The 12,548-nt window shown below is 66.0% G+C and carries 14 protein-coding genes; 2 read left to right on the forward strand and 12 right to left on the reverse strand.

What is annotated here, in order from left to right; all coding sequences use genetic code 11:
* Positions 1 to 124: 124 nt before the first annotated feature.
* The 6 genes from rseP to pyrH form a co-directional block, all read right to left on the reverse strand.
* The gene (rseP, locus tag ETX26_RS07110) at positions 125 to 1,264 is read right to left on the reverse strand and encodes an RIP metalloprotease RseP (RefSeq protein ID WP_225425531.1); all 1,140 of its coding nucleotides are present in this window, start codon (positions 1,262 to 1,264) and stop codon (positions 125 to 127) included.
* Entirely contained in the window at positions 1,257 to 2,420 is a 1,164-nt protein-coding gene (locus tag ETX26_RS07115; RefSeq protein ID WP_129523914.1) for a 1-deoxy-D-xylulose-5-phosphate reductoisomerase, read from the reverse strand. The genes rseP and ETX26_RS07115 overlap by 8 nt, the downstream gene beginning before the upstream one ends.
* Positions 2,417 to 3,145, reverse strand: coding sequence for a phosphatidate cytidylyltransferase (locus ETX26_RS07120; RefSeq protein WP_129523915.1), 729 nt, complete (start codon positions 3,143 to 3,145; stop codon positions 2,417 to 2,419). Before ETX26_RS07120 ends, ETX26_RS07115 begins: the two co-directional genes overlap by 4 nt.
* A 45-nt stretch (positions 3,146 to 3,190) precedes the next feature.
* On the reverse strand, positions 3,191 to 3,889 hold the full coding sequence (gene uppS / locus ETX26_RS07125) for a polyprenyl diphosphate synthase (protein WP_129523916.1): 699 nt from the start codon (positions 3,887 to 3,889) through the stop codon (positions 3,191 to 3,193).
* 121 nt (positions 3,890 to 4,010) lie between these two features.
* Positions 4,011 to 4,568, reverse strand: a complete 558-nt coding sequence (gene frr / locus ETX26_RS07130) for a ribosome recycling factor (protein WP_129523917.1) — start codon at positions 4,566 to 4,568, stop codon at positions 4,011 to 4,013.
* Positions 4,569 to 4,571: 3 nt separating this feature from the next.
* Positions 4,572 to 5,294 carry a UMP kinase gene (pyrH, locus tag ETX26_RS07135; RefSeq protein ID WP_119512641.1) on the reverse strand — a complete coding sequence of 241 codons (723 nt, stop codon included), beginning with the start codon at positions 5,292 to 5,294 and terminating at the stop codon, positions 4,572 to 4,574.
* An 83-nt stretch (positions 5,295 to 5,377) separates the two neighbouring features.
* Between pyrH and ETX26_RS07140 the strand changes: the two genes are divergently transcribed.
* Complete coding sequence (locus ETX26_RS07140; protein ID WP_129523918.1) at positions 5,378 to 6,229, forward strand: metallophosphoesterase; 852 nt, start codon at positions 5,378 to 5,380, stop codon at positions 6,227 to 6,229.
* An 88-nt stretch (positions 6,230 to 6,317) separates the two neighbouring features.
* Here the strand turns inward: ETX26_RS07140 and tsf are convergent, their stop codons facing one another.
* The 5 genes from tsf to ETX26_RS07160 all read right to left on the reverse strand — a co-directional run bounded on the left by tsf (position 6,318) and on the right by ETX26_RS07160 (position 10,250).
* Positions 6,318 to 7,244, reverse strand: a complete 927-nt coding sequence (gene tsf / locus ETX26_RS07145) for a translation elongation factor Ts (protein WP_129523919.1) — start codon at positions 7,242 to 7,244, stop codon at positions 6,318 to 6,320.
* A gap of 86 nt (positions 7,245 to 7,330) precedes the next feature.
* Positions 7,331 to 8,095, reverse strand: a complete 765-nt coding sequence (gene rpsB, locus ETX26_RS07150) for a 30S ribosomal protein S2 (protein WP_129523920.1) — start codon at positions 8,093 to 8,095, stop codon at positions 7,331 to 7,333.
* 337 nt (positions 8,096 to 8,432) lie between these two features.
* The gene (locus ETX26_RS14275) at positions 8,433 to 8,591 is read right to left on the reverse strand and encodes a hypothetical protein (RefSeq protein ID WP_165271716.1); all 159 of its coding nucleotides are present in this window, start codon (positions 8,589 to 8,591) and stop codon (positions 8,433 to 8,435) included.
* Positions 8,592 to 8,649: 58 nt separating this feature from the next.
* Complete coding sequence (locus ETX26_RS07155) at positions 8,650 to 9,504, reverse strand: CDP-alcohol phosphatidyltransferase family protein (RefSeq protein ID WP_129523921.1); 855 nt, start codon at positions 9,502 to 9,504, stop codon at positions 8,650 to 8,652.
* Positions 9,501 to 10,250 (reverse strand): phosphatidylserine decarboxylase, encoded by a 750-nt coding sequence (locus tag ETX26_RS07160; protein ID WP_129523922.1) that lies wholly within the window; start codon positions 10,248 to 10,250, stop codon positions 9,501 to 9,503. Before ETX26_RS07160 ends, ETX26_RS07155 begins: the two co-directional genes overlap by 4 nt.
* 109 nt (positions 10,251 to 10,359) lie before the next feature.
* Here ETX26_RS07160 and ETX26_RS07165 point away from each other — a divergent pair, with 109 nt between their 5' ends.
* The gene (locus ETX26_RS07165) at positions 10,360 to 11,436 is read left to right on the forward strand and encodes a phosphatase PAP2 family protein (protein WP_165271717.1); all 1,077 of its coding nucleotides are present in this window, start codon (positions 10,360 to 10,362) and stop codon (positions 11,434 to 11,436) included.
* On the opposite strand, the gene ETX26_RS07170 is transcribed toward ETX26_RS07165, so the two are convergent.
* On the reverse strand, positions 11,397 to 12,527 hold the full coding sequence (locus tag ETX26_RS07170; protein ID WP_129523924.1) for a beta-ketoacyl-ACP synthase III: 1,131 nt from the start codon (positions 12,525 to 12,527) through the stop codon (positions 11,397 to 11,399). The genes ETX26_RS07165 and ETX26_RS07170 overlap by 40 nt on opposite strands.
* Positions 12,528 to 12,548: the final 21 nt, after the last annotated feature.

The following is a 12,548-nucleotide window of genomic DNA, read 5'->3' on the forward strand; positions in this document are numbered from 1 at the left end:
TGCACCATCTGGGCCGCTGCCCAAGCATCGGAGCGACGGCGAATGCCGCCCTTGCCCGATGCCGTGCCCCCAATCAAGCAAAGGAAGGAACCATTCCCCCGCGCTTTTCCGCCCCCCGGATCGGTCAGCTCCCGAATATCGGCAGCGAAACCAGATCGTTGATCGTGACGAACACCATCAGCGCGAGCACCACCGCAATGCCGGTGCGGAACGCCAATTCCTGTCCGCGCGGACCGACCGGCTTCCGGCGGACAGCCTCCGCCGCGTAGAAAGCCAGATGGCCACCGTCCAGCGCCGGAATTGGCAAGAGATTGATGAATGCCAAATTAAGCGAGATCAGCGCGATGAAGTTGATGAAGGCGAGCGGACCGAGGCTGAACTGCTCGCCCGAATACTTGGCGATCTTGATCGGGCCGCCAAGCTCCCGCACCGAGCGATCGCCGGAGACGATCTGCTTCACCCCGGTCACCATCATGTGCGCGATGCCGATGCTGTGATCGACCGCGATGGCTGTGGCGGCGATCAGGCCCTGCCGCTCGAAGGCGAATTCAGCCTGCGCCGGGCGAATGCCGAGCAGCCCGATCTGGGAAGTGTTCCCGAACCCATCGGTCACTTCGTGGCTATCCGCGGTAACCGTGATCGGCAGGCGCTGCCCGTCGCGGTCGACCACGATCCGGAACGTGCGCCCCGGATAGAGCATCACCGCGTCCTGAATGTCGCGGAAATCGTTCATCCGCTCGCCGTCGATCGAGACGATGCGATCGCCGACCTCGAAGCCGGCCTCTTCCGCTGCCGAACCTTCGGAGAACTCCGCGACCGTGAGTTGCCGGTCCGTCTCGACGGGCACGGGCCTACCGACAACCATGAAGAAGGCCGCGAAGATCGCCAATGCGACCAGAATATTCGTCGCCGGCCCCGCGAAGACGATCAGCGCGCGTTGCCAGAGCGGCTTGAAGTGGAACGAGCCTTCGCGCTCATGCTCGGGAATGTCCGCGAGCTTCCCTTCGTCGGGAATGCTCGCCGGGTTCATGTCGCCCTTGAACTGGACATAGCCGCCGAGCGGCAGCGCGGAGAGCTTCCAACGCGTGCCACGGCGGTCGGTCCAGCCGGCGAGCTCCTTGCCGAAGCCGACCGAGAACGCCTCCGCCTGAACGCCGAACAGGCGCCCGACAAGGTAGTGACCGAACTCATGGATCGTGATCAGCGGCCCCAGCACCAGCAGGAAGCCGACGATGTACATCCAGAATGAAGGTGAATCAGCCAATTGGCATTGTCTCCAGCAGCTCGCGAGCCCGACTGCGCGCCTCGGCATCCACACCAAGGACGTCATCCAGGCTCGAAGGCGCCATGGGGGTATAACGTTCGAGAGTTTGCTCGACCACTAACGCGATCCGCGTGAACGCCATCTGACCGGCGAGGAACGCGGCAACCGCGACCTCGTTTGCTGCGTTGAGCACGGCCGGAGACGCCCCGCCCGCATGCGCCGCCTCGCGCGCCAGCCGGGTCGCCGGGAAGCGCACCTCGTCGAGCGGCTCGAACGTCAGCGAACCGAGCGCCGCGAGGTCGAGCGGCGCGCACGGCGTGTCCATCCGCGCGGGATATGCCAGGCACGAGGCGATCGGCACGCGCATGTCCGAAGGGCCGAGTTGGGCCAGGGTCGAACCGTCGCGGTACTCGACCATCGAATGCACAACGCTCTGCGGATGGACGATGATGCGCAGCGCCTCGAGCCCGACCGGGAACAGGTGATGCGCCTCGATGAATTCGAGCCCCTTGTTCATCATCGTCGCCGAATCGACGCTGATCTTCGCGCCCATGCTCCAGTTGGGATGCGCGACCGCCTGCGCGGGCGTGGCGAGAGCGAGCTGCTCCGCCGTCCAGGTGCGCAAGGGGCCGCCGCTCGCTGTCAGGGTGATCGCGCGCACGTCCTCGATCCTGCCGCCCTGCAGGCACTGGAAGATCGCGTTGTGCTCCGAATCGACGGGCAGCAGCGTGGCGCCGTGCTGGGCAACCGCCGCGGTCATGACGTCACCTGCGGAGACGAGCGCTTCCTTGTTCGCCAGCGCGATCGCGCCGCCGCGGCGAATTGCCGTCATGGTCGGGCGGAGGCCCGCGCAGCCGACGATCGCCGCGACTGTCAGGTCGACCGGCCGCGACGCGGCCTCGCACAGCGCCGACGGCCCGCCCGCGGCCTCGATCTCCGACCCCGAGAGCGCCTCGCGCAGATCGCGAAGGCACGCCTCGTCGCCCACCACCGCGATCTCGGCGTCGAACTCGCGCGCGAGCGCCGCGAGCTCACGCGCGCTGCAATTGGCGGTCAGCGCCACCACTCGCCATTCGTCACGGTTGCGACGCACGAGGTCCAGCGTCGAAGCGCCGACCGAGCCGGTCGCGCCGAGAATAGAGATCGAGCGGGTCAATTGGCGACGCCCGCCGTAAGCACGCCGACCGCGATCGCCACGGGGAGCAGCCCGTCTATGCGGTCGAAGATGCCCCCGTGCCCCGGAATAAGGTGCGAGCTGTCCTTCACCCCGGCGCGCCGCTTGAGCCAGCTTTCGAAGAAGTCGCCGGCCTGCGCCAGAACCGCGAGTCCTGCGCCCAGCAGCGCGGCCGTGCCGAGGTTCTGCGCGTTCAGCGCGAGGCCGAGCTCGAACCGCGGGCCCAGCCAGTCGATGCCGGAATCGATCGCCAGCACCCACAGCACCACCCACAGGGCCGAGGCGGCCATGCCGCCCAGTAGCCCGGCCCAGGTTTTCGACGGGCTCACGCGCGGCGCGATCTTCGGCCCGCCGATCGCGCGGCCGGTGAAGTAGGCGCCCGTGTCGGTGAAGATCGTGACGCCGAGCACGAGCGCGATCAGGAAGTCCCCCGCCCCTGTCAGGATACCGGCAGCCATGCCGATGTAGAGCGCACCGGCGATCAGCGCGGCAAGCCGGTAGGGTACGTTCGCCGTCGCACGGGAGACGAGCACCACGAACTCCGCGAAGCAGACCAGCGCGACGATGCCGACGAACAGGTCGAACACCCGCCCGCCCTGCCAGAACGCAGCGCCCGCAACGGCCAGCATGACCACCGCCGATGCCAGGCGCACCGGCAGGTCTGCGCTGCGGGTCTTCAGCGGTACGGGCTCGCTCTCACCGGTCATCGCTCTCCTCGCTCTTTCGCAGCAACGATCAGGGAACGAAAAGCGTCACCGGCCGCCATAACGGCGCTCCCTCCGCGCGAACTCGTCCAGCGCTTCCTGCAAGTGCGCGGGCGTGAAGTCGGGCCATAGCGTGTCGACGAAAATCATCTCGGCATAGGCCGCCTGCCACAGCAGGAAATTGGACAGCCGCACTTCCCCGCTCGTGCGGATCAACAGATCGAGCGGGGGCAGGTCGGCGGTGTCGAGATGTGCCGCGATCGTCTCGGGTGTGATCTCGCCCTCGGCCGCCGCCTTCGCTGCGGCGCGTGCGATCTCCTGCTGCGAGCCATAATTGAGCGCGACAGCCAGCGTCCGGGAGCCCCCGCTCGTCCTCACCAGCGCATCCTCGAGCATTTCAACGATGTCGGGCGCAAGGCTTTCCCAATCACCGATAATCTTGAGCTTTACGTCGTTGGCGACGAACTCCGGCAGGTCCGATTTCACGAACTTGCGCATCAGATTCATCAAGTCGTCGACCTCCTCGCCAGGCCGCTTCCAGTTCTCGGAACTGAAGGCGTAGAGGGTCAGGCACCGGATGCCTGTCCCGGCGAGGCCGCGCACCAGCGTGCGCACCGCCTCTACCCCGCGCTGATGCCCCAGCGCGCGCGGCAGATGCCGGCGCTTCGCCCAACGGCCGTTGCCGTCCATGATGATGGCAACATGGCGGGCGTTCTGGCTGGCGCGATCATTGGACACCGGGCTCATAGCTCTCAATCCGTTCGGGCTGAGCCTGTCGAAGCCCCGCTCTTCTTCCGAGTGCGGCGCGCGACGCAAGAGCGGCCCTTCGACAAGCTCAGGGCGAACGGGTCGACTGTTCGCGAGCCCCTCACTGGGTCAGGATTTCCTTCTCCTTCTGCGCGGCGGCGGCATCGGCGTCGGCGACGTACTTGTCGGTCAGCTTCTGCACTTCGTCTTCGCCGCGCTTGCGGTCGTCCTCGGAGATTTCCTTCTTCTTCTCGTCTTCCTTGAGCGCTTCCATGCCGTCGCGGCGGACGTTGCGGATCGCAATCTTCGCGTTCTCCGCATACTTGCCGGCGATCTTGGCCAGCTCGCGTCGGCGCTCCTCTGTCAGGTCGGGCAGCGGCAAGCGGATGGTCTGGCCGTCGATCATCGGGTTGAGACCAAGGTTCGCATGCGCGATCCCCTTCTCCACCGCGGTGACGTTGGCCTTGTCCCACACCTGCACGGCCAGCATACGCGGTTCGGGCGCGTTGACCGTTGCGACCTGATTCAGCGGCATCATCGAGCCGTAGACCTCGACCTGCACAGGATCGAGCAGGCTGGTGTTGGCGCGTCCGGTGCGCAGACCCGAAAGGTCGCTCTTCAGGCTTTCCACCGCGCCTTGCATGCGGCGCTCGATGTCGTTCTTGTCGTACTTCGCCATTCCTCAGGCTTCCTCTTTCACTACCGTGCGGACGCCGTCGCCGGCGAGCACCCGCGCGAGATTGCCCTTTTCGCGGATCGAGAAGACCACGATCGGAATCCCGTTGTCGCGGCACAGCGCCACGGCGGAAGCGTCCATCACTTTGAGATTGTTTGCCAGAACCTTGTCGTAACTGACCGTATCAAAACGCTTTGCCGAAGCGTTCGTCTTCGGGTCCGCGTCGTAGATTCCATCCACGCTCGTGCCCTTGAACAGGGCGTCGCAGCGCATTTCGGCGGCACGCAGCGCAGCGCCGCTGTCGGTGGTGAAGTAGGGCGCGCCGACGCCGGCGGCGAAAATCACCACCCTGCCTTTCTCCAGATGCCGCTCGGCCCGGCGGCGGATCACCGGTTCGCATACCTTGTCCATCTCGATCGCGGACTGCACGCGGGTCGGGACACCGAGTTGCTCGAGCGCGCTCTGCATCGCCAGCGCGTTCATCACCGTCGCGAGCATGCCCATATAGTCGGCCTGGGCGCGATCCATTCCCTGCGCCGCGCCGGCCATGCCGCGGAAGATGTTGCCGCCGCCGATCACCAGGCACAGTTCCAGCCCCGTGTCCTTGGCCGCCTTCACTTCCTGCGCGAGCTCAGAGACGAAGGCGGGATCGATGCCGAACTGCTGATCCCCCATCAGCACCTCGCCCGAAAGCTTGAGCAGTATGCGCTTGTATTTGGGGGATGGCATGGGCGATGGGTTTTCCGGATTCACTTGCGGGTTGCCGGCGTCCTTAGCCGCCTCGCCCCCCGTGCGCAAAGGGAAAGCCGGTGATGGGAAGAGGATCGCGGTGGGGCGTACTGCGCTGGGCGCTCATCGTGCTGCTGGCCGCCGCGGCGGCGTTGGCCGCGAAGGCGTGGAGCGACACGGTAGCCGACCCCGAAGTAATGCGTCTCACCGCCCAGCTCGAGGGCCTTCCCCCGGGCACCCCTCCGATGCGTCTGCTGCTGCTTTCCGACATTCATGTGGCCGGCCCCGACATGCCGCCGGAGCGGTTGGTGCGGATCGTCAAGCAGGCGAATGCGCTCCGGCCCGACATGGTGCTGATCGCGGGCGATTTCGTCAGCGAGAAACGCACCGCAACACGGCTCTACCCGGCCGACGCCGCGATCGCTCCGCTCGCCGCGCTGGAGGCGCCGCTCGGCAAGATCGCGGTGCCCGGCAATCACGATCACTGGTTCGGCATCGCGGACGTCCGCCGCGAGCTGGAGCGGGCCGAATTTACCGTTCTCGCCAACGCGGCCGTGCGCGCCGGCCCGCTCGCGATCGGCGGGATCGATGATGACTACACCGGACGTGCGGACCTGTCCGCGACACTTGCGGCGGTGGACCGGCTCGACGGCGGCCGGGTCCTGCTCAGCCACAGCCCCGATCCCTTCCCCGACCTTCCCGCCGACTTCGGGCTCATGCTCGCCGGACACACCCATTGTGGACAGATCCGCTATCCCTGGGGCGGCTCTCCGGCGACGATGTCGGCCTATGGCGACCGCTACGCCTGCGGCGCAGTGCGAGAGAACGGGAACCTGCTCGTCACCACCGCGGGCCTGGGCACCAGCGTGCTCCCGTTCCGACTGTTTTCCCGACCCGAAATGTGGCTGATCGAAGTCGTCCCGGCCGCCCGCTGAAAGCCTCTGCAAGCCGGCGCAGCACATACGAAAACGGCCGCCGAACCGAAGTCCGGCGGCCGTGCATTTCGCTCGCTTGTGCGGCCGGTCAGCCGGCGACGGCGGCGGCAACCTCGGCTGCGAAGTCGCTCTCTTCCTTCTCGATGCCTTCGCCGAGCTGGAAGCGGACATAGTCCTTGAGCACGATCTCGTGCCCCGCGTCCTTGCCGGCCTTGGCGACGACGTCCGAGATCGGGGTCTTGTTGTCCATCACGAAGAGCTGGCTGAGAAGCGCGTTCTCCTTGGCGAACTTCTTCACCGCGCCTTCGACCATCTTCGCCTGCACGTCGGCCGGCTTGCCGCTTTCGGCGGCCTTTTCCGCGGCGACCTTGCGCTCGCGCTCGATCACGTCGGCGTCGAGGCCGTCGGCATCGAGCGCCTGCGGGAACGCGGCGGCGATGTGCATCGCAAGCTGCTTGCCGAGCGTCTCGAGCGTACCGGCATCGGCCTCGCTCTCGAGTGCGACGAGCACGCCGATCTTGCCGAGGTTCGGCGCGGCGGCGTTATGGACGTAGGGCACGACCACGCCGTTGGCGACCGAGACGGTCTTCATCCGGCGGAGCTGCTGGTTCTCGCCGATCGTCGCGACGTTGTCGGTCAGCTTGTCGGCGACGGTGCCGCCATCGGGATAGGAGGCCGCCTTCAGCGCCTCGATATCGTCACCCTCGACGCCGAGGGCGACTTCGGTGGTCTTGCGCACGAAGTCCTGGAACTTGTCGTTCTTGGCGACGAAGTCCGTCTCCGAGTTGACTTCGACCGCGACGCCGCGGGTGCCTTCGACGGCGACGCCGACAAGACCCTCGGCCGCGGTGCGGCTCGACTTCTTCTGGGCGGTGGCGAGACCCTTGGCGCGCAGCGCGTCGACCGCGGCTTCGATGTCGCCGCCGGTTTCCTCGAGCGCCTTCTTCGCGTCCATCATGCCCGCGCCGGTCTTCTCGCGCAGGGCCTTCACGTCAGCGGCAGTGAATGCAGCCATTGTCGTTTCCTTTGATAATCTCTGGGCACCGGGCCCGTGTGTCGGCCCGGCGCACTAGGTCGTGTTTATGACGGCCGTGTGGAAGCTCAGGCAGCCGCTTCGGAAGCGGCAGCCTCCGCCGGCGGTTCTTCCATCGCACCGACATCGTCGCCCGTGTCGGCGGCCTTGCCGCCACGACCGGCGATCGCCGCGTCGCGCACGGCCTCGCAATAGAGCCGCACGGCACGGCTGGCGTCGTCGTTGCCCGGCACCGGGAACGCGATGCCGGTCGGATCGACGTTGGTATCGAGAACTGCGACGACGGGGATGCCGAGCACGTTGGCTTCCTTGATCGCCAGATCTTCCTTGTTCGCGTCGATCACGAACATGACGTCCGGAATACCGCCCATGTCGCGAATGCCGCCGAGCGAAAGCTCGAGCTTGTCACGTTCGCGGGTAAGCTGAAGGACTTCCTTCTTGGTGAAGCCCGAGGTGTCGCCCGAAAGCTGCTCTTCCAGCGTCTTGAGGCGCTTGATCGAGCCCGAGATCGTCTTCCAGTTGGTAAGCATACCGCCCAGCCAGCGGTGATTGACGAAGTGCTGACCCGCGGCGCGCGCCGCCTCGGCGATCGGCTCCTGCGCCTGGCGCTTGGTGCCGACGAACAGCACCTTGCCGCCCGAACGCACGGTCGATTCGATGAAATCGAGCGCGCGCGCGAACAGCGGCACGGTCTGCGACAGATCGATGATGTGGACACCGTTGCGCGCGCCGAAGATGTACGGCTTCATGCGCGGATTCCAGCGGTGGGTCTGGTGGCCGAAGTGTGCGCCGGCCTCGATCAATTGCTGCATGGTGACGGTGGAAGCCGCCATAGGTATTTCCTTTCCGGTTGAGCCTCTGGAGAGCTGGAACCCGTGCGGAGATCCCGCGGCAGGCACCGGTATGTGGCGCTCTCCATGTGGATTTGCGTGAGAGAAACCGGACAAATCGGGTCCGGAATCGCCCCGCGGGCGCGCCCTTACCCGGGATCGCAGGAAGAATCCACCCTCGATTCGCCGCACGAAATGCGGACCCCAGCGCAACAGCGCTTGACATGTGGGAACAAATAGGGAACATTGCCCCTGTCGCCCGGAACGAGTCGTGCGACAACCCGGTTATCCACAGCGAACCCACAGTCTGTCAACAGCCACGGGATCGCATTCGCAAGGATCAGGAATCATGCTCGGCGTCACTCTGTTTGCACTGTTTCTGTCCGCCGCCGTGGGTGCAGCCGTAGTGCTGGCGGACAGCTTCGTTCGCGGTCGGGAAGCGTTCGCGCGTCTCCGCCGGGAAATGGCGCAGGCCGAACAATCCGTCAGCCGCGTCCATGCCGTGATCGTGAGTTTACCGGAGAACGAGCCGCTCCCCGTCTGGCGCCCTCGCTCGATCAGTCGAGCAGGTGGTCGTCCGCAGCGGCAGGTGTCGGCCCGGATGCAGACGCCGCTGCCCGCGGCCGCCTGACCCGCGAATAGCGCACCAGCGCGTAAGGCATCATGGCGAGATAGCCGACGCAGATCGCGACGAGCGTCCACCAGGGCTCCAGCAACAAGGCAGCGAAGAGGATCCCAACCCCGGCGATCAGTTCCAGCCGGACATTGCGCCGCGGGCGAATCGAGGTCCAGCTCAGCGTCGCGATGTTGGAGATCATCAGGAACGCGATCGCCACCATCCAGATCGCGCAGACGATCGGCTCACGGAACTGCTCCCACCCGGTCGCCATCCACAAGTAGAACGGCAGGAAAGCCAGCCCCGCCCCGATCGGCGCGGGAACGCCGGTGAGAAAGCCGGCCGACTTGTGCGGCTGATCGTCGACGTCGATCTGCGCATTGAATCGTGCGAGCCGCAGCGCGCAGCAGATGGCGAAGGCCAGCGCTGCGAACCAGCCGAGTCGCGGCAGGTCCTGCAAGGTCCAGAGGTAAAAGATGATTGCCGGCGCCATCCCGAACGAGAGCGAATCGGCCAGGCTATCGAGCTCGGCACCGAAACGCGATTGCGCCTTGAGCAGGCGTGCGATCCGCCCATCGATTCCGTCGAGCAATCCGGCGAGAATCACCGCGAAGATCGCCAGCCGCCAGTTTTCGGCGATCGCAAAGCGGATTCCGGTGAGACCGGAGCACAGCGCCGCGGCCGTTATCGCGTTGGGCAGCACCGCCCGCAACGAAAGGCCCCGCACGCCGCCGTCTGCAACCGGAACCTCGTCTTCCGCCGCCTTCGGGCCGACACGCGGATAGCGGTCACTCACTGGGCGATGCCCTCGATCAGCTTCTGCTCGCCGATTTCGGCAAGGATCGTCTCGCCCGCGACGACCTTCTGCCCCACCAGCACCTTCGAATCGGTTCCCGCAGGAAGATAGACATCGACCCGGCTGCCGAAGCGGATCAGGCCCACGCGCGCACCTGCCGCCAGCGTATCGCCCGGCTTGACGAAAGGCACGATTCGCCGTGCGATCAGCCCGGCGATCTGGGTGAAGCCGATCGACACCCCATCCTGCCGCTCGATCAGGATATGCTGGCGCTCGTTCTCCTCGCTCGCCTTGTCGAGGTCGGCGTTGACGAACTTGCCGGGGATATAGACCAGCCGCCGCACAGTGCCGCCGATGGGCGCGCGATTGATGTGCACATCAAACACGCTCATGAAGATCGACACGCGCGTGACGGGCTGATTGGGGAGCCCGGACGTTCCGCTGCCGTCGTCCATTGTCAGTTCCGCCGGCGGTTCGACCTGCGCGATCAGCGAGACAAGCCCGTCGGCCGGCGAGACGATCGCCCGCTCATCCTGCGGAACGACGCGCTCAGGATCGCGAAAGAAGGCGAATACGCCGAGTGAGAGAAAGGCCATTGGCCAAGCGACCGTCTCCCACGCCAGGAAGGCCGCCAGCAGGCTGATGCCCACAGCGATCAATCCGAACTTGCGCCCTTCGGGATGGATCGACGGCCATTGCCAGCCGACATCACCGCGCCCCTTGTTGTCGACCAATTCACCAGCCATGCCCGTCATCTAGAGGCTCGCGCCGATCCAAACAAGCCGCACGACCAACACCGCCTGCGCGTTAGGACGATGCTTACCATCTTCCGCTATTCGCCCCGGCGCGATGAATATGCGCGACGAGAGCACCCGCCGCTGGGCCGGCGAGGTTCCGATCTACGGGACGGCGCTGGCGCTGTTCGCGGTGTGCGCCGTGCTGCTCGCGAGCCGGGGAATTGCGCTGGATGCCGAGCCCGCGCTTGCCAACGCATGGCTCTACCTTGTCGCGATCATCGCCTGGATCTCGGTAGATGCTGCGCTGCACCTCGCCCGTCGTCGCCCAGGCGAGCCGATTGCCGCCCTGCACCGGCGTTACGCGGGGCCCGCGGCTGCCAAGCGCTGGCTTGCCGGAACGCCGCTGCTCGCGCTCTGCGTACTGCTGATGCCGTTCTTCTCGAAGATGAAGGCGGCGATCCCGCTGTTCAACGATTATGCGTGGGACGGCGCCTTCATCGTCTGGGACCGCGCAATCTTCTTCGGCCACGACGCCTGGCAGGTGTTGCAGCCGTTGTTCGGTTATCCTCCGATCACCGCTGCGCTCGCAGTTCTGTACCATGCGTGGTTCCTGCTGCTCTACTTCGGCTGCCTCTACTTCGCCTTCGCCACGATCGATCCGGCGATCCGGCGCCGCTTCTTTCTCACCTACGTGCTTGCGTGGTCGGTGATCGGAGGAGGCGCCGCCACCCTGCTCGCTTCGGTCGGGCCGTGCTTCGTCGGTCCGCTGCTCGGCGATTCGTCATTCGACGCGCAGATGGCCTATCTGCGCGCGGCCGACGCTCAGGTGCCGGTGATGACGCTGTCGGTGCAGGAAATGCTGCTGGAGTGGCATCTGGCCGACGCCAACGGCCTCGGCAGCGGGATTACCGCAATGCCGTCGATGCACGTGGCGATTGCTTTCCTGTTCTGGCTCGCCGCTCGCCGCGTTTCGCGGACGGCGGGGCGGTGGCTCCTCGCCTTCTTCCTCGCGATCTGGATCGGCTCTGTCCATCTGGCCTACCACTATGCGGTCGACGGGCTCGTCTCGGTCGTGCTGGTCGCGATCCTGTGGCGCGCCTCCGCCTTGATCTTCCACTGGTGGGACGGACGCCTTGCCGCCTCCGCCGCGCGGATTCAGCCCATCCTGCGGACGAAAACCGTACCGGCCGAATAGCCGGCGCCGAAGCTGCAGATCAGCCCGGTATCGCCGGCCTCGAGGTCGTCGCTGTGCAGATGGAAAGCGATGATCGACCCCGCACTGGAGGTATTGCCGTAGGTGTCGAGCACCGTGGGGCTCTCGTCTTCGTCCGCCTCGTGCCCCAGCACGCGGTGCGCGATCAGGCGGTTCATGCCGGTGTTGGCCTGGTGAAGCCACAGGCGGCGCAAGGCCTGGGGATCAATGCCAAGCCGCCCCGCCTCGTCGAGGATCATCTGAGCAACCATCGGAACGACTTCCTTGAACACCTTGCGCCCCTGCTGGACGAAGAGCTTGTCGGGCTGGTCGGCGGTCTCCGGATGCGCACGATTAAGGAAGCCGAAGTTGTTGCGGATATTGTTCGAGAACACGGTCTTCAGCCGTGTGCCGAGGATGTCCCAGTGCTGGGCTGGCGCAATCGCCGCATCCTCCACCAGCACCGCCGTGGCGACGTCGCCGAAGATGAAGTGGCTGTCGCGGTCGCGCCAGTTGAGGTGGCCGCTGGTGATCTCGGGACTTACGACGAGCACCGAACGCGCGTTACCCGCACGGATGTAATCCGCCGCGGTCTGGATTCCGAAGGTCGCCGAGGAGCAGGCGACGTTCATGTCGAATCCGAAACCTTCGATCCCCAGCGCCTGCTGGATCTCGATCGCCATCGCCGGATAGGGGCGCTGCATGTTCGACGCGGCGCACAGCACGGCATCGACATCCGCCGCGTCGCGCCCTGCCCGCGACAGTGCATCGCGCGCGGCCGCCACACCGATCTCCGCGAGGATCGAGAGAGCTTCGTTCGGCCTTTCCTCCCACCGCGGCGCCATGATCTCCGGATCGAGCACCGGCGCCTTCGCCATCACGTGGCGTGCCTTGATGCCGCTGGCCTTCTCGATGAACTCGACCGAACTCGGCTCAAGCGGCTCGACCTCGCCGGCCGCGATTGCCTCCGCATTTCGCGCGTTGAACCGTTCGACGTAGGCGTTGAAGCTGGCGACCAGTTCCTCGTTGGAAATGCTCTCTTCCGGCGTGAACAGGCCGGTCGCGGAAATCACGGGGCGATATGAGGATTGCATTGCGCTCAACTAAAGCCGCGC

The sequence above is a fragment of the Pelagerythrobacter rhizovicinus genome, from assembly GCF_004135625.1.
Taxonomy (GTDB): Bacteria; Pseudomonadota; Alphaproteobacteria; order Sphingomonadales; family Sphingomonadaceae; genus Pelagerythrobacter; species Pelagerythrobacter rhizovicinus.